The 25,632-nt window shown below is 51.6% G+C and carries 25 protein-coding genes; 9 read left to right on the forward strand and 16 right to left on the reverse strand.

The annotated features are described in order from the left end of the window. Nucleotides 1–154 precede the first annotated feature (154 nt). The 4 genes from QMO62_RS12600 to QMO62_RS12615 are packed head-to-tail and all read left to right on the forward strand — an operon-like array spanning nucleotide 155 to nucleotide 5,088. On the forward strand, nucleotides 155–1,969 hold the full coding sequence (locus QMO62_RS12600; RefSeq protein ID WP_284641308.1) for a sensor histidine kinase: 1,815 nt from the start codon (nucleotides 155–157) through the stop codon (nucleotides 1,967–1,969). Further along, nucleotides 1,947–3,569 (forward strand): response regulator, encoded by a 1,623-nt coding sequence (locus QMO62_RS12605; protein WP_284641309.1) that lies wholly within the window; start codon nucleotides 1,947–1,949, stop codon nucleotides 3,567–3,569. Before QMO62_RS12600 ends, QMO62_RS12605 begins: the two co-directional genes overlap by 23 nt. Beyond that, nucleotides 3,566–3,997, forward strand: a complete 432-nt coding sequence (locus QMO62_RS12610; RefSeq protein ID WP_284641310.1) for a hypothetical protein — start codon at nucleotides 3,566–3,568, stop codon at nucleotides 3,995–3,997. The genes QMO62_RS12605 and QMO62_RS12610 overlap by 4 nt, the downstream gene beginning before the upstream one ends. 17 nt (nucleotides 3,998–4,014) lie before the next feature. After that, nucleotides 4,015–5,088, forward strand: a complete 1,074-nt coding sequence (locus tag QMO62_RS12615) for a phosphodiester glycosidase family protein (RefSeq protein ID WP_284644931.1) — start codon at nucleotides 4,015–4,017, stop codon at nucleotides 5,086–5,088. Nucleotides 5,089–5,383: 295 nt separating this feature from the next. Here the strand turns inward: QMO62_RS12615 and QMO62_RS12620 are convergent, their stop codons facing one another. Next, the gene (locus QMO62_RS12620) at nucleotides 5,384–5,656 is read right to left on the reverse strand and encodes an AbrB/MazE/SpoVT family DNA-binding domain-containing protein (RefSeq protein WP_284644932.1); all 273 of its coding nucleotides are present in this window, start codon (nucleotides 5,654–5,656) and stop codon (nucleotides 5,384–5,386) included. 110 nt (nucleotides 5,657–5,766) lie between these two features. Further along, on the reverse strand, nucleotides 5,767–6,231 hold the full coding sequence (trmL, locus tag QMO62_RS12625) for a tRNA (uridine(34)/cytosine(34)/5-carboxymethylaminomethyluridine(34)-2'-O)-methyltransferase TrmL (RefSeq protein WP_284641311.1): 465 nt from the start codon (nucleotides 6,229–6,231) through the stop codon (nucleotides 5,767–5,769). Nucleotides 6,232–6,378: 147 nt separating this feature from the next. Here trmL and QMO62_RS12630 point away from each other — a divergent pair, with 147 nt between their 5' ends. Further along, a complete protein-coding gene (locus QMO62_RS12630; RefSeq protein WP_284641312.1) occupies nucleotides 6,379–7,095 on the forward strand; it encodes a response regulator in 717 nt (238 codons plus the stop codon). A 110-nt stretch (nucleotides 7,096–7,205) separates the two neighbouring features. On the opposite strand, the gene serC is transcribed toward QMO62_RS12630, so the two are convergent. Then, the gene (serC, locus tag QMO62_RS12635) at nucleotides 7,206–8,294 is read right to left on the reverse strand and encodes a 3-phosphoserine/phosphohydroxythreonine transaminase (protein WP_284641313.1); all 1,089 of its coding nucleotides are present in this window, start codon (nucleotides 8,292–8,294) and stop codon (nucleotides 7,206–7,208) included. A 124-nt stretch (nucleotides 8,295–8,418) separates the two neighbouring features. Between serC and thpR the strand changes: the two genes are divergently transcribed. After that, complete coding sequence (thpR, locus tag QMO62_RS12640; protein ID WP_284641314.1) at nucleotides 8,419–9,006, forward strand: RNA 2',3'-cyclic phosphodiesterase; 588 nt, start codon at nucleotides 8,419–8,421, stop codon at nucleotides 9,004–9,006. A 73-nt stretch (nucleotides 9,007–9,079) separates the two neighbouring features. On the opposite strand, the gene glnA is transcribed toward thpR, so the two are convergent. From glnA to QMO62_RS12680, 8 genes are all read right to left on the reverse strand, one after another. Further along, nucleotides 9,080–10,507, reverse strand: a complete 1,428-nt coding sequence (gene glnA, locus QMO62_RS12645) for a type I glutamate--ammonia ligase (protein WP_284641315.1) — start codon at nucleotides 10,505–10,507, stop codon at nucleotides 9,080–9,082. Between the two features lie 253 nt (nucleotides 10,508–10,760). Next, entirely contained in the window at nucleotides 10,761–11,804 is a 1,044-nt protein-coding gene (gene aroF, locus QMO62_RS12650; RefSeq protein WP_284641316.1) for a 3-deoxy-7-phosphoheptulonate synthase, read from the reverse strand. A 132-nt stretch (nucleotides 11,805–11,936) separates the two neighbouring features. Next, the gene (locus QMO62_RS12655) at nucleotides 11,937–12,473 is read right to left on the reverse strand and encodes a DUF2062 domain-containing protein (protein WP_348651702.1); all 537 of its coding nucleotides are present in this window, start codon (nucleotides 12,471–12,473) and stop codon (nucleotides 11,937–11,939) included. 37 nt (nucleotides 12,474–12,510) lie between these two features. Beyond that, the gene (locus tag QMO62_RS12660) at nucleotides 12,511–13,467 is read right to left on the reverse strand and encodes a 4-hydroxy-3-methylbut-2-enyl diphosphate reductase (RefSeq protein ID WP_284641317.1); all 957 of its coding nucleotides are present in this window, start codon (nucleotides 13,465–13,467) and stop codon (nucleotides 12,511–12,513) included. 44 nt (nucleotides 13,468–13,511) lie between these two features. Next, nucleotides 13,512–15,053, reverse strand: coding sequence for a sensor histidine kinase (locus QMO62_RS12665; RefSeq protein WP_284641318.1), 1,542 nt, complete (start codon nucleotides 15,051–15,053; stop codon nucleotides 13,512–13,514). Beyond that, the gene (locus QMO62_RS12670; RefSeq protein ID WP_284641319.1) at nucleotides 15,054–15,746 is read right to left on the reverse strand and encodes a response regulator transcription factor; all 693 of its coding nucleotides are present in this window, start codon (nucleotides 15,744–15,746) and stop codon (nucleotides 15,054–15,056) included. It lies immediately after the preceding gene. A gap of 103 nt (nucleotides 15,747–15,849) precedes the next feature. Continuing rightward, nucleotides 15,850–17,403 (reverse strand): S1C family serine protease, encoded by a 1,554-nt coding sequence (locus QMO62_RS12675; RefSeq protein WP_284641320.1) that lies wholly within the window; start codon nucleotides 17,401–17,403, stop codon nucleotides 15,850–15,852. A 136-nt stretch (nucleotides 17,404–17,539) separates the two neighbouring features. After that, a complete protein-coding gene (locus QMO62_RS12680) occupies nucleotides 17,540–17,953 on the reverse strand; it encodes a YugN-like family protein (RefSeq protein ID WP_284641321.1) in 414 nt (137 codons plus the stop codon). Nucleotides 17,954–18,174: 221 nt separating this feature from the next. On the opposite strand from QMO62_RS12680, the gene QMO62_RS12685 reads away from it, so the two are divergent. Next, nucleotides 18,175–19,470 (forward strand): ammonium transporter, encoded by a 1,296-nt coding sequence (locus QMO62_RS12685; protein WP_284641322.1) that lies wholly within the window; start codon nucleotides 18,175–18,177, stop codon nucleotides 19,468–19,470. 148 nt (nucleotides 19,471–19,618) lie between these two features. Here the strand turns inward: QMO62_RS12685 and QMO62_RS12690 are convergent, their stop codons facing one another. The 4 genes from QMO62_RS12690 to thrS form a co-directional block, all read right to left on the reverse strand. After that, nucleotides 19,619–19,960, reverse strand: coding sequence for a hypothetical protein (locus QMO62_RS12690; protein ID WP_284641323.1), 342 nt, complete (start codon nucleotides 19,958–19,960; stop codon nucleotides 19,619–19,621). 208 nt (nucleotides 19,961–20,168) lie between these two features. Then, nucleotides 20,169–20,291 carry a hypothetical protein gene (locus tag QMO62_RS12695; protein ID WP_284641324.1) on the reverse strand — a complete coding sequence of 41 codons (123 nt, stop codon included), beginning with the start codon at nucleotides 20,289–20,291 and terminating at the stop codon, nucleotides 20,169–20,171. A gap of 19 nt (nucleotides 20,292–20,310) precedes the next feature. After that, entirely contained in the window at nucleotides 20,311–20,997 is a 687-nt protein-coding gene (locus QMO62_RS12700) for a 3D domain-containing protein (RefSeq protein ID WP_284641326.1), read from the reverse strand. Between the two features lie 141 nt (nucleotides 20,998–21,138). Continuing rightward, nucleotides 21,139–23,076 carry a threonine--tRNA ligase gene (gene thrS, locus QMO62_RS12705; RefSeq protein ID WP_284641327.1) on the reverse strand — a complete coding sequence of 646 codons (1,938 nt, stop codon included), beginning with the start codon at nucleotides 23,074–23,076 and terminating at the stop codon, nucleotides 21,139–21,141. Between the two features lie 158 nt (nucleotides 23,077–23,234). On the opposite strand from thrS, the gene QMO62_RS12710 reads away from it, so the two are divergent. Continuing rightward, nucleotides 23,235–23,378, forward strand: coding sequence for a hypothetical protein (locus QMO62_RS12710; protein ID WP_284641328.1), 144 nt, complete (start codon nucleotides 23,235–23,237; stop codon nucleotides 23,376–23,378). Between the two features lie 14 nt (nucleotides 23,379–23,392). Here the strand turns inward: QMO62_RS12710 and ytxC are convergent, their stop codons facing one another. Continuing rightward, nucleotides 23,393–24,322 (reverse strand): putative sporulation protein YtxC, encoded by a 930-nt coding sequence (gene ytxC / locus QMO62_RS12715; RefSeq protein WP_284641329.1) that lies wholly within the window; start codon nucleotides 24,320–24,322, stop codon nucleotides 23,393–23,395. 151 nt (nucleotides 24,323–24,473) lie between these two features. Between ytxC and QMO62_RS12720 the strand changes: the two genes are divergently transcribed. After that, nucleotides 24,474–25,601, forward strand: coding sequence for a GGDEF domain-containing protein (locus QMO62_RS12720; RefSeq protein ID WP_284641331.1), 1,128 nt, complete (start codon nucleotides 24,474–24,476; stop codon nucleotides 25,599–25,601). The last annotated feature ends 31 nt before the right edge of the window (nucleotides 25,602–25,632 follow it).

Raw genomic sequence — 25,632 nt, forward strand, 5'->3', positions numbered from 1 at the left:
ATTTTGGCAAATTGCATTAAAAGTATACACCTAGTATAAAATCCGCTGTCTCTTTGACACACTGACTCAGGTGACGAAAGAGGTGGAATTTATTGACCTATACTGATACAATAATGGCGCTGAGCCTATTCCCGTCGTTCGAGGAGCTGCCGTTATGGTAAAAAACAGCATTCGAAACAAACTGATTCTCTTCCTGTTAGTCGCTACCATTTTGCCGATCGCCACCTCGATCTGGATTACGTATTTCTTCACCAAACAGAACATTACGGCGGAAACCATCCGGCAAAATTCGAACTTAATATTTCAGGGAAAGACCAACATTATTAATTATTTTAATATCCTGCAGCAAACCTCTTTGTTTCCATATACCGACGAAGAGTTGTATAGAGCCATCGAGAATCGCTTGGGCTGGGACTATCTGAGCACGGCGGAGGTCACCCGAGGGCTGCAGCGAATCGCCGGCACGCTTCGCGAAATTCACCAGGTGTACTTGTATGTGGCCAGCACGAACAAGGCTTATCTTCATGTCCAAGGAATCCTTCTGCGGAATGAAGGCCCCGAGCCGAAAATTGTGGCTCCGCTCGGGAATGCGGAGGTCATCCTCGAGCCAACCCATGCAAGTCATGGCTATGGCGTGAAGGGTCTTTACGTTCCTCCGGGCACGGCCGTCGTTACCTTCCATCGCGCTCTGGTGAATGCCTTGACAATGCAAACTCTGGGGACATTGTCTATCGATGTGAATTTGGAGCGCCTGAAGACGATTTGCGAGCAGCTGTACAGCAAGGGTGAGGAGGAGCTCTTCATACTGGATGAAAAAGGTACCGTGATTTACGGTCCTGATCCTGAGCTCTCCGGAAAGGTGCTGCAAGAGGAATGGGTTGCACATCTTACCGGGCTGGAAGAGGCGAAGGGCAGCTTCGAATGGAGTAAGGATCACTTCAAGGGCATTCATATTTATGAACGGATGGAAACGCCGTATATGAAATGGACTCTGGTCAAACGGGTTCCTGATGAGGTGTTATATCGGAATGCGAGGAAGCTGACGCAGCTCAATTCGCTAATCCTGCTGTTTTTCCTTGTTGTCGTTATTATTGCAACACTGGTCATCTCGTTTCGTTTTACGGCGCCCATTCGAGACTTAATCCGATATATCAGCCAAATTCAGACCGGCAATATGAACGTCGATATCCATGTCAAAAGTCAAGACGAGCTGGGCATTCTCGCGAACCGATTTCGGCTTATGATGCAAACCATCAATAATCTAATAACTGAGGAGTATCGTCTGGAGATAGCCAATAAGACGAATCAGCTTAAGGCGCTGCAGGCCCAGATCAATCCTCACTTCCTATATAACTCTTTGCAATCCATAGGAACCCTGGCCCTGCAGCACAATGCGCCTAAGATTTATTCCCTGCTCTCTTCGCTCGCCAAAATGATGCGTTACAGCATGAATACGAATGAAACGATGGTGCCCTTGAGCAGCGAGCTTCAGCATGTAAAATCTTATTTGCAGCTGCAAACGCAGCGCTTTGAGAATGAGCTGGATGTTACCTACGAGATTGATCCTTCTACCGTGTCCGTAACGGTTCCTAAGATGATTTTGCAGCCTATTGTGGAGAATTACTTCAAGCATGGGTTCGATCCGAGCCTGGGTATGGGACGAATTTATATCGCCGCCCAGTGGAGCGAAGATTCAACCGGCCTTAAGCTTATCATTGAAGATAACGGCAAAGGAATGAGCGAGGAGGGAGCCGCCGAGCTGCAGACGCGCTTGCTCCATCCTAGAGAATCCGAGCAAGGAGAGAGCATCGGTCTGATGAATGTGCTCCTCCGTTTGCAGCTTTATTACACCAAGGAAGCGGAAATGCGGCTGACAAGGAAAGAGCCGACCGGACTGCGAGTCGAGCTGTGGCTGCCGGTGCGTCCGACAGAGGGAGGGAACATAAATGAGAGCCATCATCATAGATGATGAGAAGCATGTACGGGAAGCGATCAAGCTGCTCGTCCCCTGGGAACAATTCGGGATCGAAGAGGTGTTTGAAGCCCAGGACGGGCTGGAGGCCTCACGGATGATTGTCAGGGAACGGCCGCAGCTTATTTTCACCGATATGATGATGCCGCAGAAAAGCGGGGTGGAGCTGCTGGACTGGCTTCAGGAGAATTACCCCAACGGCAAGACCATTGTGATCAGCGGGCACGATGACTTCGAGCTGCTGCGTCATACGATTAAGGCCGGCAGCGTCGACTACATCTTAAAGCCGATCGATGCCGATCAGCTGCTGAGCGCCGTGAGTAAAGCCGTAACGCAGTGGCGGCAAGAGGAGGCAGAGAGGCTCCGCCAAACGGAACGTAACATTGAAAGAAATCAGTTCAAGCCGGTTTATTGGGAAAAAATATTATCCAATCTGATCGCAGAGCCTACCGGCTATGAATCCCATGCTGAGGCTTTAACGAAGGAATTCGGTCTGAGCCCGGCCGTTACGACATGCCGCTTAGGGATCATCAGTCTCGATACAATGACCAAGGGATTGAAGGAAAAATTCGCGGCAAATAAGGATCTGCTGTTCTTTTCCCTAACTAACATTGCCAACGAACTATTGATAGAGGGCGGCGAACGCCGCGGCGTTGCCTACCGCTACTGGAACAGCGAGGATGAAATCGCCGTGCTGTTGTTCTCCGGACTGGCCGGGGCTGAATCGTTGCTGTCCCGAATCCAAAGTGCGATCCATGACGTTTACTACAGCACTTTGGATATCGGTGTCAGCATGACAGCACGTTTCCCCAGCGGCATGACGCAGGCTTACATGGAAGCCCGGAAAGCCCTTCGCACGCGCAACCTCTTGTCCGGCCAGAAGGAGGTTCACGTCTTCGATCCGGCATCGCCTTCACCCGGCAAGCTGTTATCCTTTACGGATTACAGCGAGAGTGTGTATCTTGCCGTGCGGAGCGGCAGCGAGGATCAGATCCACAGGTCTCTCGATGTATGGCTTCAGGCGGTACGGGAGCTGAAGGCCATCACCATCGACCAGCTGGAGCTGTGGTGGTACGAATACAACGTAATGCGCAGCCGCTGGCTGTCCGAGCTGTTCGGGGAGCAGCCGCCTCCGCTGCCGTCGGCAGACACTGCAGCCGCCTTCTTTCTCCCCCTGGATTCGGAGGGGATGCTGTCGATTGACTTATGGGGGAAGGAGCTTAGCGATAGTCTGATCGACTTGTCCAAGCGGTTTTTGTCCTTTCAGCACCGGGAAAGCAACGTCATCTTCGACATTGCAAAGTACATTCAAAACCATTATCATCAGGATATTACCCTGCAAGAGATTGCAAACCATTTTTACTTGAGCCGTGAATATATTTCCCGTAAGTTCAAACAAGAATTTCAAATCAATTTGTCTGATTATATCAGCAGCATTCGGATCGATAAGGCGAAGCTGCTGCTGCTGAACCCGAACCTTCGCATCTCGCAAGTAGCGGCGATGGTCGGATATGAGGACGAGAAATATTTTAGCAAGGTGTTCAAGAAAATGGTTGGTCTCTCTCCGAATGAATTCAGGAAGGTGAAGCAACCATGAATACTCCGCTCGAGCCGGGAGTTCCCCAGGCCGTCGCGCGCGCTGCAAAGCCGAAAAATGTAAAACCGAGAACCTATATGTTCCTGTTCATGGCTTGGACCTTGCTTATCGCCTTAGGTGTCTTGGGGGCCAAGCTGTATACCGACCATCTGAAGGAGCAGCTGGCCAAGGAGCTTGCCAGCCAAACGGAGGCGCAGCTCGCGGCGGCTCACGCAGATTATGAGAAGCAGATCAGTGCGCTCAAGGACAGTATCACCTCGGACATGGCGAACATGCAGAGCAAGATCGACTCGATCAACGAGCTTTTAGCTTTCACGAAGGATAGCGCCAACTCCAAGACGGACAACAGCAACCAGCTCTATACTCAGCTTGCCGACGTGAAGAAGAAGCTGGACGAGCTGAAGAAGAACCTGGATGCTCTGCAATAGAAGGTGACGCTGCCATGATGAATCCCATTCAACAGATGAACCGTACCTTTCTCTTAGCCGTCGCACCTTTTCTTGGCGCCATGCTCTACTTGCTGATCTCTACCTTCAGCGTCCAGCTCCCGGAGCTGGCTAAGCCTGCTTCCGCTCCCTTTACGATGGAGAACGATTTTACTACAGCCTCGCAGAAGCTGGATCAGATGAAGGCGGATGCCACGGTGACCCGAAGCACGATTGAAAAATATTATCAAATCTACGAGAAGAGCGCCTCCGAGGTAGCCGGGATGGTCACCTCAGCTGATGCCGCGATGAAACGTCCTCTGTTTATATTCGACAATCGCATTGCCTCCAAGCTGGGCGGCAAGGTCACCCGCTCAACCTCCTCGGCCAATATCGATCTGAAGCTTTATACGTTCGATGATCCCCGGTATCGGGGCTACGCCCTAAAGGTGGATCTCAAAACGGATAAAGCGATGCGCATGGTGCTTGGGAAGGATCAAGTCGGAGGCAGCGAAACGACATTGGATGCAGCCAGACGTTACGGTGCCGTCGCGGGTGTGAATGCCGGCGGATTTGCCGACGACAGCAAAACCGGTAAACGATATCCGCTGAGCACAACCGTCTTGAACGGCAAATATGTGTACGGCTTCTTCCCCAGCACGGATGACTTGACCTTCATCGGTATGAGCACCGACCGCAAGCTGATCGGCGGCAAGTTTACGCGGCAGGCGGATTTGGACAAGCTGAAGCCGGCCTTCGGCTCCACCTTCGTTCCGACACTGCTCCTCGGCGGCAAGAAGCAGCCGATCCCGGCGCAATGGCAAACCTCCCCCGCGAGGGCCCCAAGAACGGTCGTCGGCAGCTTCAAGAACGACCAGCTGATCTTTCTTGTGACGGACGGCTATGACGAGAAGGGCAACTCCGGCGCTACGCTGGCCGAGCTGCAGGACAAGCTGATCGGGCTCGGGGTGAAGGATGCTTATAATCTTGACGGAGGAGGTTCCTCCTCGCTCGTCTATGACGGCCAAGTCATCAATCGCCCGTCCGACGGACGCTTACGGCTGATGCCGACGCACTTTTTATTTTTCAAATGATGCCAAATGTTCACACAAATATAATTTTCTTTTCCTTATGGGTTGGTTATAATATAGGGCAGGAGGTGCTTTCTCATGTCGGCAACATTCTGGATTTTTATGGTGACGATTGCGATGTTTATCGTTGCTATTCTTACCGCTGCATATAACGATGACAAAACAAAGGGTCTGTAATAGCATTGCATTTGCGTTCTCAAAATACACACAGAAAAAAAGCATCACCTCCTTGCTGTTTAACAAGGGTGTGATGCTTTTCTTTATGTACTTCCTCGAATGGGATTCGATAGAAGCTTTCTTATTCTCCGAGCACTTCGTTCCGTTCGCCCTTAATGCCTTTCATCTCACCGAGACATTCGGCACAAATATGTCTTTCCTTGAACTCGCTAACTTGCTCCATAGAGCTGCAGAATACACAGCGCGGACGGTAACGCTCGAGGATGATGTGATCTCCGCTGACGAGAATTTCTACAGGGTCACCTTCATTCATTTGATACCGTTTACGGAGCGATTTCGGCAGAACAATTCTCCCCAGCTGATCGACTTTCCTTACGACTCCTGCCGGCTTCATCATTAATTCACCTCTCTTTTCACACAAAAAAAATCAGAACACCTCTATTCATATTCGATGTTTGTGTGAAAATTCCTTCCCAGAGCCGCTAGTTTTTTCCTATTTTTCGGTTACGATAGGCCGGGAAACCCGGTTTGGCGCAGTCCCTCATAAAGGATAATGGCTGCCGAATTCGACAGATTGAGCGATCTTACCGCATCTGTCATCGGCATCCGCATGAGCTGCTCCGGATGAGCCTGTAGAATATCGTCCGAAAGTCCCTTGGTCTCTTTCCCGAATACGAGGAAATCTCCATCCTGGAAGGCAATATCCGTATAGAGCTTCTTCGCCTTCGTCGTAGCGAAGAAAAAGCGCCCGTCCTTATACTTCTCCTTGACCTCTTGGAAGGAGTCGTGGTATTCCAGCTTGACCGAGTGCCAGTAGTCGAGCCCCGCCCGCTTCAGCGTGCGGTCATCGGTGTCAAAGCCGAGGGGCCTAACCAGGTGCAGCCAAGTGCCCGTCGCCGCGCAGGTTCGGGAAATATTGCCTGTATTCGCAGGGATCTCGGGCTCCACCAATACAATATGAAATGCCATAATTTTCTTGTCACCTCGCTTGCCGTTACTCATTATACTACATTTCGCGACCTAATTTTACACTCGTTTTACGTTTTCTTAATATGCTCATGATAGTAGGCTGGCATAATAAGAACATAAGGCTTAATGTAAAGGAGTATGCGGGGCATGTTGAAGAAAAAAATTTTGGTCGTCGACGATGAGCCTTCGATTTCCATGTTAATAGAGTTTAACCTGAAGCTTGTAGGCTTCGAGGTCCATTGCGTGTACGACGGCGAGGCGGTCTTCCAAGCCATTCAGCAGTTCCGTCCTGACCTGATCGTACTTGATCTGATGTTGCCTAAGATGGATGGAATCCAGGTATGCCGCAAGCTGCGCAACCAGAACAATCTGGTGCCAATCATCATGCTGACCGCCATGCAGGACCTGTCCGACAAAATCGCCGGTCTCGATAACGGAGCGGACGATTACATGACCAAGCCGTTCAGTCCGCAGGAGCTGATCTCCCGGATTCAAGCCATTCTGCGCCGCATTCAAACCCTACCCTCCGCAGCGGAGAATACGCCGATCAACATCGGCCACATTGTGATACAGCCGGATCAGCGCGAGGTAACGCTCCGTGGCGAGCCGATAGAGCTCACCCCCAAGGAATTTGACCTGCTGCTTTTCCTATGCAAGCATCGCGGCAAGGTGCTGAGCCGCCAGCAGCTGCTTCATGGCGTCTGGGATTATCACTTCCTGGGCGATACGCGTATCGTCGATGTCCATATCAGCCATCTTCGCGACAAAATCGAATCGAATGCACGTACACCCGAATATATCATGACCATTCGCAATGTCGGATACAAGCTTACCGAACCGGCTGTGAAGGAGTCACTGGCCTAACCATAGAATGAACCTCCGTCGCACTTCACTTGGTGTGTCCGGGGTTTATTTTTTTGTTCGCAAAAAAAAGAACCCGCGAGCGATTCGCATCGCCGCGAGTTATCCGCATCTTACCCGTTACGCTTCTGGAAATCGACCATGAAATCCGCCAGTGCCTTGCATGCTTCGTAAGGAACGGCGTTGTACGCCGATGCCCGGATTCCTCCTACGCTGCGGTGACCCGCCAAGCCTACAAAGTTGTGCTGCTCGGATTCCTTCACGAACTTCTTCTCCAGCTCTTCGCTTGGCAAGCGGAACGTCACGTTCATAATGGAACGGCTGTCCTTATCGATATTGCCTTGATAGAAGCCGCCGCTTGTATCGATCGCATCATAGATCAATCCGCTCTTCTCGATGTTGCGCTTTTCCATCACCTGTACGCCGCCTTGCTCCTTCACCCATTTCAGCACAAGGTTCACCATGTAGATGGAATGCACCGGAGGTGTGTTATAAAGCGACTGATTCTTCGCATGGGTTGTATAACGCAGCATCACCGGAATATGCTTAGGCTCCTCTTGAAGCAAATCATCACGAATTACAGCAACCGTGACTCCGGAAGGACCCAGGTTCTTCTGTGCGCCCGCATAGATCATACCGAATTTCTTCGCGTCGATCGGACGGCTCAGAATGCCGCTGGTCATGTCGCCGATCAGCGGAATATTTCCCGTATCCGGTATTTCCGTAAATTGCGAACCTTCAATCGTGTTGTTTGTCGTCATGTGAAGGTAAGCGGAGTTCGGATCCAGCTGAATTTCCGATGCCTTAGGCAGGCTTCTCCAGTTTCCTTCCTTGTTGGAAGCAGCGATGGCAGCCTCACCTGCGACCTTGCCGTCCTGATAAGCTTTCTCCGAGAAGCTTCCCGTAATCACATAGCTGCCGACTTTACCCTGCTTCAAGAAGTTGAGCGGAATCATGGAGAACTGCATGCTCGCGCCACCGCCGAGGAACAATACCTGGTAGCCGGATTCCAGACCGAGCAGCTCCAGAAGGAGCGCTTGCGTTTCTGCATTCAAGGCTTCATACTCTTTGCTGCGGTGGGAAATTTCCATTAACGACATACCGATGCCGTTGTAGTCTACGAATGTTTGCTGGGCTTGCTGCAGCACTTCCAGGGGAAGGGCCGCAGGACCCGGGTTAAAGTTGTAAGCGCGCTTCGTCATTGATTTCACACCTTCGCTTTACATATAGGATATGGCTATGATAGCAAAGTTTGTCGCTTCGCATCAAGTAGTCCGTTACAATATTCAGGAAACGTTCGAACATTCGAAAGGAGCGTGCCGATTCTTGTCAGAGTTACGGCTGTTTATCGCTGTCCCGATTCCGTCCCGAGTGAAGGACTCGCTTAAGGGCTACATGCTGGATTTACAGGCGAGCCTTTCGTTTCAAAAATGGGTTCATCCCGATGATCTTCATATTACCTTGAAGTTTCTAGGCGGTACCCCGGTGAAAATGAAAGAGAAGCTGGAGGAGCAGCTGGCATCGCTTGCTAACGGCCTGTCCACTTTTCACCTGTCAGTTGGAGAGCTCGGCGCCTTCGGCAAGCCCGCAGCACCCGGCGTCCTGCAAGCCGGCGTCCATGGCGACACGGATGCGCTGAAGCACATGCACAGGCGCGTAGAGCAGCTTGCAGCAGCACATGGCTTTGCGCCGGAGGAACGCCCCTACAAACCCCATATTACGCTTGCCCGCCGATACGTGGGGTCTGAACCCTTCCAGCGTCTGTGGACTCAAGAAGCCGTCCTCCCCGCGAGCGGCAGCTGGAGCTGGGAAGTCAATGAAATCGTCCTTTATCAAAGCCATCTCGGGCGCAGACCGATGTACCATGCCCTGCATACGTTCCCTCTGCAGGGACAGCCCGCCCTTCGAAAGTAATGTCTTCTAGCAAAAAGCCTCTGCGGCCCACTTGCCGCAGAGGCTTATATGATATTCGTATAAGTGCTGATTCTTACAGATCGAAGTACAAGGAGTACTCGTGCGGATGAATCCGGATGGATACCGCCTTAGCAGCATCACGGTGCAGAGCGATGTAGTTGTCGATGAAGTCTTTGGAGAATACTCCGCCTTCAGTCAAGAACTCATAGTCCGCTTCCAGAGCGTTAAGGGCCTCATCCAAGGAACCTGGAACGCTGCGGATTTCGCCTTTCTCTGCATCGGACAGCTCGTAGATGTTCTTGTCGAGCGGACCGTAGCCCAGAGCGCGAGGATCGATTTTCTTCTTGATGCCGTCGAGGCCCGCAAGAAGCATAGCTGCGAAAGCAAGGTAAGGGTTAGCAGTGGAGTCCGGAGTACGGAACTCAATGCGGCAGCCCTTCGGTGTAACTGCTGCAACCGGGATACGAACTGCTGCAGAACGGTTACCCTTGGAGAATACCAGGTTAACTGGTGCTTCGTAACCAGGAACCAGACGCTTGAAGGAGTTCGTGGACGGGTTCGTGATCGCGATCAGAGCCGGTGCATGGTACAGAATACCGCCGATGTAGTGCAATGCCATTTCACTCAGGTTAGCGTATCCGCCTTTTTCATAGAACAAAGGAGTGTCGCCGTTGAAGATGGATTGGTGAACGTGCATACCGCTGCCGTTGTCACCAAAGATCGGCTTCGGCATGAAGGTTGCTACCTTGCCGTATTGTCTTGCTGTATTTTGTACGATGTACTTATATTTCATCAGGTTGTCGGCTGTCTTAGTCAATGTATCGAAACGGAAGTTGATCTCGCCTTGACCGGCAGTCGCCACTTCATGGTGATGACGCTCGATGCGAAGACCGGATTCCATCAGCAAACGACACATTTCGCTGCGGATATCTTGTTGGGTGTCTGTAGGACCTACAGGCACATATCCACCCTTATGACCAACTTTAAAGCCCAGGTTGCCTCCTTCTTCCTTACGGTTCGAGTTCCAGTGAGCCTCTTCGGAATCTACAAAGAAAGAAGAAGTGTTTTGCTTTGTTTCGAAACGAACTTCGTCGAAAATGAAGAACTCGGACTCAGGAGCGAAGAATGCTGTCGTACCGATGCCAGTCGTTTGAAGATATTCTTCAGCCTTCTGAGCGATGCTGCGCGGGTCACGGTCATAACGCTGTCCATCCGGAGTGTGGATGTTACACATTACTACAAGTGTCGGATGCGCAGTGAAAGGATCTACAAACACGGATTCGGTGTCCGGAATCATGACCATGTCGGATTCTTCGATACCTTTGAAGCCAGGGATAGAGGAACCGTCGAATGCTACGCCGTTCTCACCAAGAACCGCTTCGTCTACTTCCACCGCCGGAAGGGAAATGTGATGTGCTCTGCCGCTCAAATCAACGAAACGGAAATCAACCCACTCAATACCTTTTTCTTTGATGATATTTAATACGTTTTGAACTGACATGGTCTCGCTTACCTCCTAAATTCCGAACATTCTTGCTTGTTTGTTCGTGTATTGTTCAAGTTTTTTATTGATCTTGGTCATATTATAAAACGTTCCGCCAAGAATCGTCAATACTTATGTGAGGTATTTTTTATCGAGGTGTTAGGTATGCTGACATACAGCCATGGTTTGTTCACATTTTGTACAAACGAAAAGCTTGACTCCCTATAACCCCAGGGAAATCAAGCTTTTTTAGTACAATATGATATCGGAATCAGGCCAAAATCGACTCTTTTTTCGTGTCAAAACGCTTCCCGCAAAGCGGAGCCAGCTTCTCCAGATCCTGCATCAGACGGGCAAACTGATCCGGGAAGAGCGACTGTACCCCGTCACCGGTCATCGAATTGTCGGGATCGGTGTGCATCTCTACAATCAATCCGTTGGCTCCTGCCGCCACCGAAGCCTTACTCATCGGTTCCACCAGCTCCCGGCGTCCGGTTCCATGGCTTGGATCGGAGATTACCGGCAGATGACTAAGCGATTGCAGCACCGGAATGGCGGATAAATCGAGCGTGTTGCGCGTGTAGGTTTCGAATGTTCGGATTCCGCGCTCGCAAAGCATAACGTTCGGATTTCCGCCTGCCAGGATGTATTCCGCCGCATTTAAAAATTCATCGTAGGTTGCGCTGAAGCCCCGCTTCAGCAGCACCGGCGTTTGGATCGTACCCAGCTTGCGGAGAAGGTCGAAATTTTGCATGTTGCGGGTACCTACCTGCAATATATCCGCGTATTCCGCACACACATCCACATACTCCGGAGTCATAACCTCCGTGATCGTAAGCAAGCCATGTTTCTTGCCGGCTTCCGCCATCATCACGAGGCCTTCCACTCCTGTTCCTTGGAAGCTGTAAGGACCTGTTCTCGGTTTGAAGGCTCCTCCGCGAAGCACTTGAGCTCCCGATGCTTTAACCAATCGCGCGATTTCATCAATCTGCTCCGGAGTTTCCACCGCACACGGGCCGCCCATGATGACGAGCTGCTCTCCGCCGATCTCTACATCCTTAATCTTGATCACGGTGTTATCGGGATGGAAGTCACGGCTCGCCAGCTTGTAAGACTTCGAAATCTTAACCACCTGCTCGACACCGGACAGCTGACGGATCTGCTCCGCCAGCACGGGAGTCGCCTTCCCGATAATGCCGATGACCGTCCTATCCACACCGCGCGATACATGAGCCTTCACATCATGCTTCTCAATATGAGCTACAATTTCTTGAATCCGCTCTTCCGACGTTTTATTATTGATGATCGCTATCATAAACATCCACTCCCATTGGACAAGTTTTTCGTACTTAGACGCTTCGACGCTTATACGCTTTTAAGCTTTTAATCACTAAAGTAAATATACAACGAAGGTCAGCCCTCCGTCAATATCTTCTTTATTTTATTCTTATCCGTTGGAGCCTGGAACAAGATGTACCGTAGCGCGTCGAAGCCTTCTTTTCTCCTCCCGGCGTCTGCTGACCCACAGCAGTAGCTGTCTCACAGGGAAGAACATCAATAACCCAAGGAGAGGCCCGACGATGACACCCCCGGCAAACAATTCGAGATACAGCTTCACAAAATGATCCAGCCAGCCCGGGAGCCAGTGGTATAACAAATGCTGCAATCCTTTGGGAAGCACCGCTACGCCGATTTGGCGCATAAGGAAGGTCATCGGAATATAGATCAGCTTCCCGATAACAAAACCGATCATCGCCGCGGCCATGCTTGCGCGGAGCAAGTAGACGAGCGGAAAGATCAGAAGGAAGGCAACGCCTCCGGTAGGAAGGGTAAACATCTCTACTGCCAGACCGATGGAGAAGCCCATAGCCACCATGCCGGGGCCTCCCTTCGCCCGGATCAGCTGAAGGTACTGCAGCCGAAACCAACGGGGAACATTTCGCAAGTGAAAGGATTTCCTGCTCTTAGCTGTATTCATTGCCATTCTGTTATCTCCCTTCCCTCGCCTCTAGTTCGAATGATTATCCTTCCGCGGCCGTCTTCTGCTTCGCGGCAGGTATTAACCGGTTCATATTGACAGTCCGCTTAAGCTCCCAGGTGTTCGGGTCATCATTCCGGTATTGCTCAAGGTAGCTGATGACCTCCTTCGTGATCGGTGTCGGAGTCGAAGCTCCCGAGGTGACGGCAACTCGCCTTACCGGCACGAGCCATTCCCGCTTCAACTCACCCAGGTCCGCAATGCGGTAAGCCTTGACCCCGGCAATTTCTTCCGACACCTGTGCGAGACGGTTTGAATTGTTGCTCCTCGGGTCGCCCACAACCAGCACGAGATCCGCATCCTTCGCCTGCTCCGCCACCGCTTCCTGTCTTACCTGTGTGGCAAGACAAATTTCGTTGTGAATTTCCGCTTTCGGGAAGCGCTCCAGCAGCTTGCTCATAATATGCTTAATATCCCATTGGCTCATCGTCGTTTGGTTGGTAATGATGATTCGGCTGTCATCCAGCTGAAGAGAGTCGATTTCCTCCAGCTTCTCGATCAAATGTACTCGGCCCGGAGCCACTCCGACCGCTCCTTCCGGCTCCGGGTGGCCCTTCTTCCCGATGTAAACAACATGGTAGCCCTCGGCCGTTTTCTCCTTGATCAGATCATGCGTCTTCGTCACATCCGGACACGTGGCATCCACCACGGTCAAGCCTTTCTCCCTAGCCCGTTGGCGAACCTCCGGCGAAACGCCGTGCGCCGTGAAAATAATCGTGCCCTTTTCGACCTGATCCAAAATATCCAGACGGTTCGGGCCATCCAGCGTGACGATCCCTTCCTTCTCGAAGTATTCGGTCACATGCGCGTTGTGCACAATCATTCCCAATATATATACAGGCCTCGGCAGGTCAAGATTTTTGGCCGTTTGCATTGCCAGCGCCATAGCGTCGACAACTCCGTAGCAATAGCCTCGAGGCGAGATTTTAATTACATCCATGGTAAGGACACCTGCTCATCTGTCGAATTTTTGTATATGATCTATTATACCCGATTCTCGGAAGAGAGGGAATTCACGTTTATCACAGTGCCCGGGGAACGGGATCCCTGCGAAACCGGGAGCCAGATGACAAAGGTGCTTCCTTCCCCTTTGCGGGTTTTCACCTCAATGGAGCCGTGGTGCTCATCAATGATCCATTTGGCGATCGACAGACCGAGGCCTGTCCCGGCCTTCTTCCCGCGCGATACGTCAGCACGGTAAAACCGCTCGAAGATGTGGGGCACCTCTTCTTTGTCCATACCGATGCCCGTATCGGAGATCCGGATGCCGATCTGGGTCGCTGACTTCATGGTATCAAGGCGAACATGGCCCTCATCGGTGTACTTAAAGGCATTTTCGATAAAAATAAACAAAAGCTGCTTCAAATAGTCCTCGTTACCGCAGACCTGTACCCCTTCCGCTGCCGTCAAATCCCCTACCTGCCATTCCACGGTGCGGGGGAGCATTTGCGCCTTGCGGGCAATCTCCTCCATCAGGGAGTCCATGGCGACCTCGGACTTCGCCATCTGTACCCCGGCATCGGCACGGGCAAGCGACAGCAAATCCCCGACAAGACGCGACATGCGCTCCGCCTCACCGGCAATGTCATGCATGGCCTCCAGGGAGAGCGCCAGCTTCGGATCCTCCTCCCGAGAGCCGGCCGGTGCCAGCAGCGAGGCTTGCTTCCACATTTTCTCCAGAAGCTCTACATTGCCTCTAATTGTTGTGAGCGGCGTTCGAAGCTCGTGGGAGGCGTCGGACACGAATCTTCTTTGCGTGCGGTATGCCTCCTCCAGCTCGGTATACGCTCCTTGAATCCGGCCCAGCATGCCGTTAATCGTACTGGTTAATCTCCCGATTTCGTCTCCGGGACCATAATACTCAATCCGCTTCTCCAGATCCGTCCCGTTCTCAATCTGATTCGCAGCCGCGATGACCTGGTCAATCGGGCGAAGCGCCTTGCGGGCGAGGAACCAGCCTACCGTACCGGCAAGGATAATGGTAGCCAATGCCGTCACGGCAAGAATCCACCGCATCATAATAAAAAATCGCTCATGCGGCTCCAAGTAAATCGCCGCCTGCATCACCCCGGCCAGCTGCGGCACACCGCCCGGCGCTACGAAAAGCGGGGAGCTGTAAACAAGAAATCGCATATCATCAACCTTGACGGTCTCAAAATAACTTACCTTCTGCGCCAACCGCTGCACTCTTTTCTCATCGAGCTTGGGCAGCTCCACATCCGACATTTCCAAATTCGCGGATTTACTGATTCTTCCGTTGCCCAAATTCACGACTTGAAAGAAGGTATTGCCGCTCCGCAAATAATCGCGCCCCTCCAGGACAAGATCCACACTAAGACCGTTCAGCGTAACGGCAAGCCGCGGCTGAATCCGCGACTCTACGCTTGCGGCCTGCGACTGAAGGTCCTCCTCAAGACTGCTGAAGTAACTATAATGAAGAAAAATATAAAGACCAACGCCGAAAAGCAGCAGCGTTGCGCCGAGGATGGTTGAGTACCACAGCGTAAGCCGAAGCCGAATTGACATTTAGCCCTCACCTCGCAGCACATAGCCGGCGCCACGGACGGTTTGAATCATTCGCTTGCCGCCATGCTCCTCCGTTTTTTGCCTCAGCATGGCAATGTACACCTCAAGCACGTTAGACTCTCCGCTGTAATCATAGCCCCATATTTTCTCCATGATCACGTCCCGGGAAAGTACACGCTTCGGATTCTGCATGAACAGGTGCAGCAGCTCGAACTCCTTCGTTGTGAGATCAATCCGCTGCCCTCCGCGGTATACCTCGCGCGTGTCAAGATCCATGAACAGCTCTTGGAATTGCAGCCGGTTTGCTGCCTGATCCGTCTTATCGGCTGCCTTGCGCCGCAGAAGAACCCTAATCCGGGCTAGCAGCTCCTCAAGCGCAAACGGCTTCACCAAATAATCGTCCGCGCCCAGATCGAGTCCCTTCACCCGGTCGGCGACCTCATCCTTGGCCGTGAGCATCAGCACAGGCACCTCGAACCCGCCTTCCCGTATGCGGCGAACCACCTCCCAGCCATCCAGCTGGGGCATCATTACGTCGAGAATGACAGCATCCGGCTCATGCTCCAAAATTTGCTTTAAGCCGTCCATCCCATGGTTGGACGTCAGCACCATGTACCCTTCGAACGCCAAGCTGCGACGGAGCATCGAAGTGATTTTCTCATCATCGTCAATGACCAATATTTTTTCTCTCATCTGCTGAACACCTGCCTTACCCTCATTGTATCCAAACCGAATCCGTCAGGCAAAAAAGGCAGAGGCGCTTACCCTTGCGCACTCTGCCCCTTTATGTCAATCGTTACTTCTGCTCGGCGTTCCGGTCGCCGATGACAACATCTATCGGCATCTTCTGACCATTGCGGATCACGGTTAAAGTGACCTTGTCACCGACCTTCAGCTTCTTAATGCTGCTGGAAAGCTCCTCGGACGTCTTCACCTTCGCGCCGTTCACCTCTGTTACGACGTCATACGGTCTTAGACCCGCCTGGAATGCCGGGCTTCTGCGCTCCACCTGCGAAATGATGGCGCCGTCGGTGTTCTCCAGCTTCAGCTCCGCCACCCAATCCTTATCAATGTTGGCCAGCTGTACGCCGATATACGGGATCGGCTCCTTCGGAATCTTCACGTTGTTCTTCAGGTTATCAAGAACCGCGGATACCGTGCTTGTCGGAATCGCGAAGCCGATACCTTGCGCCTGCGCGCTCACCGCAACGTTAATCCCGATCACCTCGCCATTTGTGTTCAGCAGAGGACCGCCGGAGTTCCCCGGGTTGATCGAGGCGTCCGTTTGAAGCAAATGCTGATAGTTTCTAGTACCCTTCTGATCCGGAATCGAGATCGGACGCTCCTTTGCACTGAGCACACCTACGGTTACCGTATGGTCGAAGCCATAAGGGTTACCGATCGCCACAACCCAATCTCCTACATTGAGATCGTTCGCATTGCCGAGCGGAAGCGTCGGGAATTCCTTCTCGCCTTCAATCTTGAGTGCGGCAAGGTCAAGATCGTAGCTGTTGCCGAGCAGCGTTGCTTTGAACGGCTTATCGTAGCCCTGCACCGTCACCCAAATTTCATCCGCACCCTCGATGACATGCTCATTGGTCAGGATGTAGCCGGATTTTTCGAAAATAAAACCGGTTCCCATCCCGCCTGGCTGCAGCTGATCGTTGTTATTGGGCTGCTGCTGACGGCTGCCGCCGAAGAAGTCATCTCCGAAAAATTGACGGAAGAACGGGTCGTCGAAGAGCGGATTGCTGCTGCGGCCGCTGCTCTTGGACTTAACCTTGGTTTCAATCTTCACGACAGCGGGGCTGGCCTGCTGCACCATCTGCGAAATATTGTTCGGTCTTCCAAGATCTAAGTTCGTGGAAGTCACCCCGCCGTCATTCACCAGCTTGCCGGAGCCCGAGCTGCTCGAGCTGCCGTTGCCTGCCATGACACCCTTGGTGCCTGTAAACAGGTTCGTTGTATCGGCTGCGAACATCAGTCCGCCGACGACGACGGCCCCCGCAAGGAAAGCCGTGAAGGCGCTCTTAAAGCGGGACGATTTCTTCGGCTGGCCGAACTGCCAATTCCCCATATTGCCGTTACCGGACGGCGTACGAGGCGCCCCCTCGTCGGAGGAGGAGAAGCTCATCGAGCGGAGCGGCTTAGGCGGTGTCACCTCTACCGGCGTTGCACCTGCCTGTTCCTCGGACACGGGCTCCTGCGACTTGTAAGGTCCGTAGGAGTAGTAATACGATTCGCGATCTTCGCTGTCCTTCCTTGTGCCGGACCGCTGCTCTTTATCGTTCGATTCTTCGCCCGGCGTGCGGAAAAAATCGCTATAGTCTCTTTTGTTGTTGTCGTCCATAGAGAAAACCTCCATTCATATCTTCAAGCATTGTAAGATGTAGGATGATGTGTTTTTTATTCTTGACTTTATCATGCATCCGCAACCTTAAAGCAACCTTAAAATTAAATAAAATGGAGGTAAAACCTTAGCAAAATTAGTGCAGCCAGCTGCGCTCCACTTCCTGTAACAGGTCTTTCGCCTGCTGAACCCATTTGTCATCTACAGGAGCATCCTTATCCACCGGCTCTTGGAACTGGTCAATCAGTGCTCCATATGTGCGTACTTGCGCTTCCATATCGAGGCCTTCATTATATACATGCTTCAGGACAAAAGGCGTGCCGACCCGAATCACCGCGTCGGTGGCATCCGTATCGCCTTCCAAACGTCCGTACTTCACCTCGAACGGGATCCGCAGCCAAACCTTATGCCCCTCATCCAAATACCTGTCGAAATAGCCATGGTCGTAATCCCAATTGCCGCCTAGCACAAATTCAAACGAATGTAAGTAATTTCTTATTTTATCAAAAGGCTCTTGCGTATTCTCGATGCTCGAGTTGATCGGGATCATGTCGGTTCGCCTCCGCTGCTTTTTCTATTCGTTTCCTACTCATTAGATTGATCGGATTGGGGGAAAATTATGCCGATGTCAACTATGCCAAGGATCATACGAACTACCATCATTTGATGTTATTAATTCTTACGTAATTCGTTGACATAGTTGTCATCAGAACCGTATAATGAGGGGCGTCAGTTCAATCTAATGTACGTTTTTTTAAGGAGATGAGCTTCATGGATTTAGCCACTCTCGCCAGCGGTCTGGATACCATTTGGGTTGTCCTTACCGCTGCGATGATTCTGCTGATGGAAGGCGGCTTTGCCTTGCTGGAGGCTGGATTCGTCAGACAAAAAAACGCGGTCAGCATCATCATGAAGGTTTTTGTCGATATTGCATTCGGGGCTCTCATCTTTTTCTTCTTCGGTTTCGCCCTTATGTATGGAAAGGATGCCGGCGGTTTAATCGGAACAACAGGTTTTTTGATGGGAGGAGATCTTACACATATCGATCTCTCCATCTCTCATGACACATATTGGCTGTTTCAATGCGCCTTTGTCATTGCCGTTATTTCCATCGTTTCGGGAGCCGTAGCCGAAAGAATCAATTTTCACGCCTATATTTTGTTTACGATCGCAATGACGGGCCTCATCTATCCCATCGCAGGACACTGGGTATGGAGTGCCGGCGGCTGGCTGGGCAGCCTCGGTATGGTCGATTTCGCCGGTTCTGCCGTCATTCACGCGCTTGGCGGCTTCTCCGCTCTGGCTGCGGCGATCCTGGTGGGCCCGCGTATCGGTAAGTTCAGCGAGAACGGCACTCCCAATATTGTCCCTCCTTCCAATTTACCGCTAGCTTCTGTTGGCGCTTTCATCCTTTGGTTCGGATGGTTCGGCTTCAACTCCGGCAGCACGCTGAGCGCAACGAACGGAAACATAGGCCATATTGCCGTAACGACGATGCTGGCCGCCGCTTCGGGCTGTGCCGCATGCATCTTGTTCACCATGATCCGTTACCGTAAAGCGGATCCGCCAATGGTCATCAACGGGTCGCTTGCCGGACTCGTCGGAATTACGGCAGGCTGCGCTTTCGTTAGCGACGCTGCCGCTATTCTGGTCGGCGCAGTATGCGGTATCGCCATGGTGTTCGCTACCGAGTTTCTTGAATCCAAGCGAATCGACGATCCGGTCGGCGCCTTTGCTGTTCACGGTGTAAGCGGAAGTATCGGCACGTTGGCCGTCGGATTGTTCGCCAAGCCGGAGCTGATCGAAGGTGTGGGTCAAGGCTATCACGGCCTCTTTTATGGCGGCGGTTGGAACCTGCTCGGCATCCAAGCGTTAGGACTTGTAACCGTAAGTCTCTGGGGCTTCGCCTTGAGCTGGCTGGCTATGAAGGTGATCGGCAAGCTGATTCCGATCCGTGTCAGCCGCGACGAAGAGCTGGTTGGACTTGACGTCGGGATCCACGGCGTTCCCGCCTACAGTCAGGAGCATGATTTCATCGAGCTGGACCGGTTAAAAATAGAGAGATAACCAAAGCCCCGCAGGCTGCCTGCGGGGCTTATTTTAACAAGACAAGGTCCCGTTCCCGGGCAAACTGCCGAAGCGGCATAACATAAAAAGGAGGCTGCTTCCTTGGCATGCATACACCTAAGGATTCAGCCTCTATAGCTTCTAGCCTTTATATCATCTCTTTGGCCAAATCATCACTAATCGTCACAAGATCCGCAGGCTTGCTGCTCTGCAATATCGACCGTGCATTCTCCACTTCCAAACGTAATTGGCGAATTTGCTCCATCGGGCGCTTAACATAATGAATATACTCAACCGCCAAATGATGATCCGGCTTTTTCCCGGCAAACATCCTGCGCAAACCTGACATGGACTGGTAGCTACGCTCTTCCATTTGCCGTTTTTTCTCATAACGCTCGATCAATTGCTCCATTTCAACGATTTGTTCCTCTTTTCTGGCGATAAACGTCTCCAGAAAAGGGTAAACCTCCGCCGCTTTCCGATGAGTCACCGGCTTTGTACTCCCTGTTATTATAGCGTTCAGCACGAAACATCACCCTTTGATGTTAACATTTATCACAATACTTATATATTACACCAAAACATTCGGCTTGAAAACATCCATTTTTGTTCGGAAATGAAGAAATAAGAGCTTCATCATCCTTCAAAGGACCGGAAGCTCTTATTTCTCCGTTTTTTATGTCAGCTATTCTTATAGTTTATCTCTCACACCCACTGCCTTGGGTTTTCTTTGCGTTTGACTCGGCTACCTTCTCCGCAAAAACCTCTTCGGCAAACTCCGTATCGATTTTTTTATTATTCTTGTTTTTGTTTTTTGCCATCCTTCTCACCTCCCGCTTGTTACTTAGTATTAGCGGGCTTGTCAGACGGTATGTTAGCAAATGTATCCCTCTTCAGCTCGGACCAGACTGCTTCGGTCAGTTTTCCGGAGCCTCTTTTGACCACATAAACGTTGAGGGTTTTCTTTCCCCATTCTTTATATACTTGATCCTTCGTCTCGAAATAAAGATCAATGCGATTCCCTTTTACCGCACTTCCGGTATCTGCAACGACTCCATAGCCGTAACCGGGAATATACAGTACGGTACCGATAGGGAACACAGCGGGGTCAGCCGCAATCGTAGAGAAAGCATATTCATCGCGCAGTACGCGAAGACCGGACCTTGTCAGTCCATATTCCGGGTGGCCGGGATTTTTCCCCGTCGATTCCTTCCCTGCATAATAGCCGGTCGCTACTACCTCAATCGAGGAATAACGGGACAGGTCCTGATTCGTATTCGGGAACAGCTTATAGCTTCTGGCTTTCTGTGTGGAGACTGGCGCTGCCGGGGCCTCCGGCTTCGTTTCCGGCTTGCTGCTGGCAACAGCGGCAGCATTCGGTACCAGAGTGCCTTCCACAGGCGGTGCAGCACTCGGTGCCCCCTGGCCGGCCAAAGAAGGACGCTCCTGTTCGAACCACACGAACGCAGTAAGAATGACAGTAACTAGACAGATCCATTTTGCATGGCTTGCCGTATTGGATAACATAAGTTGGTTTGTAACCTCCCCTTATGTCTTTCAGGTTTTCCAAGTAGGGAGGGGATTATACGCATAAACCCATGTTCATCCATGAACGGCAAAAAGAGGCTGTGTCCAAGGTATCTCTCGGACACAGCCTCTAAATACAATTTATACTTGCTTCGATCGGATATCCTCGCTGATCAAGCCGATGACTTCATCCAGCGGCTGGACGCCTAAGTCGCCCTGCCCCCGTTTCCGAACGGATGCGCTCTTCGAGCTGGCTTCATTCTCGCCCACGACAAGCATGTACGGAATTTTCTCCAGCTGCGCTTCACGGATTTTATAACCCAGCTTCTCGTTGCGAAGATCGGCCTCTACCCGAATGCCCGCTTGCTGAAGCTGTTCCGTCACTTCCTTCGCATAAGCGTCGAACGCTGTGGAAACCGGCAAAATTTTCGCTTGAACCGGCGACAGCCAAGTCGGCAAGGAGCCTGCAAAGTTCTCAAGCAGGAAGGCCGTCATACGTTCCATTGTCGAAATGATGCCGCGGTGAATGACAACCGGGCGATGCTTTTGACCGTCCTGGCCTACATACTCCAGCTGGAAGCGCTCCGGCAGCAAGAAGTCGAGCTGCGCCGTCGAGAGGGTCTCTTCTTTTTTCAGCGCGGTCTTGATTTGCACGTCCAGCTTCGGACCGTAGAATGCCGCCTCGCCTTCCGCCTCGAAATAAGGAAGACCGAGCTCCTCTACCACTTCCTTCAGCATACGCTGGGACATTTCCCACATTTCGTCGTTCTGGAAATACTTCTCGGTGTCCTTGGGATCTCGGTAAGACAGACGGAAGCGATATTCTTTGATTCCAAAGTCTTCGTATACTTGACGAATCAAATTGACAACGCGAGCGAACTCTTCCTTGATCTGGTCCGGACGGCAAAAAATATGGGCATCGTTCAGCGTCATGGCACGCACACGATGGAGACCGGTCAGAGCGCCTGACATTTCGTAACGGTGCATCGTGCCAAGCTCGGCTACACGGACCGGAAGATCGCGATAGCTGCGCATTTCGCTCTTATATACCATCATATGGTGAGGGCAGTTCATCGGGCGGAGAACAAGCTCCTCGTTATCCATGACCATTTTGGGGAACATGTCCTCTTGGTAGTGCTCCCAGTGTCCGCTTGTCTTATACAGCTCCACATTCGCCAGAACCGGTGTGTACACGTGCTGATAGCCGAGACGCTCCTCCAGATCGACGATGTAACGTTCCATTGTCCGGCGGATTTTGGCGCCGTGCGGCAGCCAAATTGGCAGGCCTTGTCCTACCTCGTTGGCGAAGGTGAACACCTTCAGCTCCTTGCCGAGCTTGCGATGGTCGCGCTTCTTAGCCTCTTCCAGCAGATGCAGATGCTCGTCCAAGTCCGCTTTTTTCGGGAAGGCGGTACCGTAAATGCGCTGCAGCATTTTGTTCTTCGAATCTCCGCGCCAGTAAGCACCGGCTACGCTCAGAAGCTTAAAGGCTTTGATTCGTCCGGTCGAAGGCAAATGCGGGCCGCGGCACAGGTCGAAAAATTCGCCTTGATCATAGATTGTAATGACGGAATCCTCTGGCAGATCACGAATCAGCTCCAGCTTGAGCGGATCCTCCAGCTCTGTAAAGATGCGGATTGCTTCCTCGCGGCTTACCTCACGACGGCGAATCGGCAGGTTTTCGCCTACAATGCGCTCCATTTCCTTCTCGATCCGAACCAGGTCATCCGGAGTCAGAGAGGATTCCATATCAATATCGTAATAGAAGCCGTCTTCGATGACGGGACCGATGCCGAGCTTCACATTTTTCTCGCCGTAAATACGCTTAATCGCCTGAGCCAGCAAGTGTGCCGTGCTGTGACGATAAACCTCCAGGCCGTCCTGGCTGTCCAGCGTTACGATCTCGAGTCCCGCATCCTGCTCAAGCGGTGTGCTCAGATCCACCATCTTACCGTCTACCTTGCCGACAACCGCATTTTTGCGAAGACCCGGGCTGATAGAGCCTGCAATTTCCTCCACTGTGATGCCTTGCTCGTACTCGCGAACGGCACCATCGGGGAATGTTACCTTGATAGCCATAACTTTCTTACCTCCTGCATGCTGTGAAATATAAAAAAGCGCATCATCCTCAAAGGGACGAGTGCGCTTAGCTCGTGGTTCCACCCTAATTCGATTCGCATCCGAAGGGAATATCCTCTTACGACGATCACGAATCCTCTAGACATTCGGTAACGGGAATGATTCGGCGGCTTATACTGCTTGCCTCCGGGCAGGATGCAAGGTTCCAAGCTGCAGCTACAAAGGGGTACTTCACCGTCGTCGCGCAAGGGGCTTGCAGCCGAGTCCCCTCTCTCTGGATCGTTCGTTTCGGCAAAGTGTGACTTTGATGTCCGCTTTATCCTTTATTATATTCAGCCGCCGTCGTTCGGTCAAGCTGGTGGCACAGACGGCAGTAGCTGCAAATTTCAACCCGGTTCTCAAATATTTGCTTGATCGTTTTGATCACCTGAACGTCCGGCTCTCGCGTATGAATGTACACCTGTCCCGGAGAGACTGTGATCAGCGTACTCACGATCATATCCTCGAAATTCATATCCTTCTCGAGCATCTCCATCGTCACTGTTGCTTCCGCATCGTCGGTATCGATTTGCTCCATACGGTCGTTCAGCAGCATAAACTCATTTCCGCCCTTATGAATCAAATGTACGAACGGAATTTTCGCTTCCTGGATATAGACGAAATATTTGAGCAGCGAGATGAACTCTTGATATTGACGATCCATTACATACTCATCCACAGCATACTCCACGACATCCCTCAGCTCGTCAAGGTAAGAGCCTAGGCGGAAGCGCAGGAAGCCCTCCAAATGAAGTTCCGTATGTTGCTGCAAATAATCCTCCAGTTCAAGCACGATCTTGTGTCTGCGTCTCTGCCGGGCCTTCTGGCCGGACATCGGTTCGTCGGTCTCCTCCGATCCGTCCAGCATTTGAAGACAATAATCCATTATGGACCGGATATCCTCTTCCTGATCGTAGTCGAACTCCCTGCGGATCAGCATATGAAGGAGATCCGCTTCCGCTTCATCCAGAATATAATCGGCCAGCAGCTCCGCCGTATCATGATATAGGCTATGAACCTCGGCATTTAAAGTAAAATGCGGCAGAAGTCCATACAAGTCGATGGAAAAAAAGCCGTCTCCGCGTCTCACGGACAGATCGAGCTTCGCCTTATTATGTACATAATAGTCGGATCGTTGAATGGCCATGACAAGCTTTTCTGCAAGTTCTTCCGGGCTCTTCATTAATGTTACCGTAAACAGCTTCAAGTCCAATCACTCCTTTTCGACCCTTCACTCTCCTTTAAAGTATATGGTCAGGTAGAAGCATATATACAAACAACAAGGGACCATGGTATAGTAAATAAATGAAAGTCAACACATTTTTACAGTACCTGTAATTAATGGAGTGAAATGGTATATGTCGTTTGATTTGCTGCAGAACGTCCATCTGCCCCGGTGGAATCGCAGACTTCTTACCGGCTTTTGGGGCATTGTTGGCTTATCCGTTCTACTAACGGCGATCTTCGATGCGGTGGTCTGGCTGCAAGGGTCATCCTCCGAAATCGTACCTATCATCTCCGTGAATACCCTTCGGATTTGCGCAAGCCTACTGCTGGTGGAAGCGCTCCACGCATTCCTTAAGCCATGGCAAGACTACATTGTCCTCTTCGGTGCAGCGCTGCTTGCTGTCAACCTGATCATTTCTTTTCCTTTGACTAGTCCTCTGCTGACTACGCTTTACCTGCCCATCATGGTCTCCGTTTTTTATTTTCAGCGAAGAAAAGTCGTTTTCGGGCTCCTTATCAGCTTGCTAAGCTTTATTTACCTCTATGCGGGGCAAATGACACAGTACAGCATTTATCAATTAAATGAATTGCTTGCCATGCTTGGCGCATTGATCGTAGGAGGGGCCGTAGCCTTAGGGATTGTTAGCCGCGGAGCCGAGCTGCTGAAATTTTTGCGTACCGCCCTTGCTTCCGAGCAGGAGCTTCGTATTCAGAATATACTGATGGACAAGCTGTCCAAGACCGATGCGTTGACGGAGTTATACAACCATATGTCCTTTCATGAATACCTGGACGAGCTCATCCTGCATGGAGAAAAGCATCACCTCGACTTTACCTTGGCGGTTCTCGACATCGACCGATTCAAGAAGGTGAACGATACCTACGGACATCGTGCGGGGGATGCGGTGTTAAAGCGTGTGGCTTCCGTCCTTCGGGACATGGTTTCGCCCAATGATTTTGCCGCCCGTTATGGGGGGGAGGAATTTGCCGTTTTGTTCACCGACACGTCGCCGGAATCCGCTGTAGAGCAGGCCGAGCACATTCGAAAGTCCATTGCGCTCATGAAGCATCCGGAGCTGGATCATCAGCCGGTAACCATCAGCATTGGCATACACTCCTACGAGCAGGGCTGCAGAAAAGAGGAACTGTTCATCGGAGCGGATGAGGCCTTGTATGAAGCCAAGCGTAACGGCCGGAATCAAACCGTAGTTTACACTGCATCGGATCAACAGAAAAAGCGCCCATCTCCCACGATGTAGCTACGGGAAATGCGGCGCTTATTTTGTAGTG

The sequence above is a fragment of the Paenibacillus silviterrae genome, assembly GCF_030167925.1.
Taxonomy (GTDB): Bacteria; Bacillota; Bacilli; order Paenibacillales; family NBRC-103111; genus Paenibacillus_G; species Paenibacillus_G silviterrae.

Excerpts from the sequence above, each read along its gene's own strand:
- QMO62_RS12600 (WP_284641308.1), top strand. The coding sequence starts at position 155 with ATGGTAAAAAACAGCATTCGAAACAAACTGATTCTCTTCCTGTTAGTC.
- QMO62_RS12605 (WP_284641309.1), top strand. The coding sequence starts at position 1,947 with ATGAGAGCCATCATCATAGATGATGAGAAGCATGTACGGGAAGCGATC.
- QMO62_RS12610 (WP_284641310.1), top strand. The coding sequence starts at position 3,566 with ATGAATACTCCGCTCGAGCCGGGAGTTCCCCAGGCCGTCGCGCGCGCT.
- QMO62_RS12615 (WP_284644931.1), top strand. The coding sequence starts at position 4,015 with ATGAATCCCATTCAACAGATGAACCGTACCTTTCTCTTAGCCGTCGCA.
- QMO62_RS12620 (WP_284644932.1), bottom strand. The coding sequence starts at position 5,656 with ATGAAGCCGGCAGGAGTCGTAAGGAAAGTCGATCAGCTGGGGAGAATT.
- trmL (WP_284641311.1), bottom strand. The coding sequence starts at position 6,231 with ATGGCATTTCATATTGTATTGGTGGAGCCCGAGATCCCTGCGAATACA.
- QMO62_RS12630 (WP_284641312.1), top strand. The coding sequence starts at position 6,379 with ATGTTGAAGAAAAAAATTTTGGTCGTCGACGATGAGCCTTCGATTTCC.
- serC (WP_284641313.1), bottom strand. The coding sequence starts at position 8,294 with ATGACGAAGCGCGCTTACAACTTTAACCCGGGTCCTGCGGCCCTTCCC.
- glnA (WP_284641315.1), bottom strand. The coding sequence starts at position 10,507 with ATGTCAGTTCAAAACGTATTAAATATCATCAAAGAAAAAGGTATTGAG.
- aroF (WP_284641316.1), bottom strand. The coding sequence starts at position 11,804 with ATGATAGCGATCATCAATAATAAAACGTCGGAAGAGCGGATTCAAGAA.
- QMO62_RS12655 (WP_348651702.1), bottom strand. The coding sequence starts at position 12,473 with ATGGCAATGAATACAGCTAAGAGCAGGAAATCCTTTCACTTGCGAAAT.
- QMO62_RS12660 (WP_284641317.1), bottom strand. The coding sequence starts at position 13,467 with ATGGATGTAATTAAAATCTCGCCTCGAGGCTATTGCTACGGAGTTGTC.
- QMO62_RS12665 (WP_284641318.1), bottom strand. The coding sequence starts at position 15,053 with ATGTCAATTCGGCTTCGGCTTACGCTGTGGTACTCAACCATCCTCGGC.
- QMO62_RS12670 (WP_284641319.1), bottom strand. The coding sequence starts at position 15,746 with ATGAGAGAAAAAATATTGGTCATTGACGATGATGAGAAAATCACTTCG.
- QMO62_RS12675 (WP_284641320.1), bottom strand. The coding sequence starts at position 17,403 with ATGGACGACAACAACAAAAGAGACTATAGCGATTTTTTCCGCACGCCG.
- QMO62_RS12680 (WP_284641321.1), bottom strand. The coding sequence starts at position 17,953 with ATGATCCCGATCAACTCGAGCATCGAGAATACGCAAGAGCCTTTTGAT.
- QMO62_RS12685 (WP_284641322.1), top strand. The coding sequence starts at position 18,175 with ATGGATTTAGCCACTCTCGCCAGCGGTCTGGATACCATTTGGGTTGTC.
- QMO62_RS12695 (WP_284641324.1), bottom strand. The coding sequence starts at position 20,291 with ATGGCAAAAAACAAAAACAAGAATAATAAAAAAATCGATACGGAGTTT.
- QMO62_RS12700 (WP_284641326.1), bottom strand. The coding sequence starts at position 20,997 with ATGTTATCCAATACGGCAAGCCATGCAAAATGGATCTGTCTAGTTACT.
- thrS (WP_284641327.1), bottom strand. The coding sequence starts at position 23,076 with ATGGCTATCAAGGTAACATTCCCCGATGGTGCCGTTCGCGAGTACGAG.
- QMO62_RS12710 (WP_284641328.1), top strand. The coding sequence starts at position 23,235 with ATGATTCGGCGGCTTATACTGCTTGCCTCCGGGCAGGATGCAAGGTTC.
- QMO62_RS12720 (WP_284641331.1), top strand. The coding sequence starts at position 24,474 with ATGTCGTTTGATTTGCTGCAGAACGTCCATCTGCCCCGGTGGAATCGC.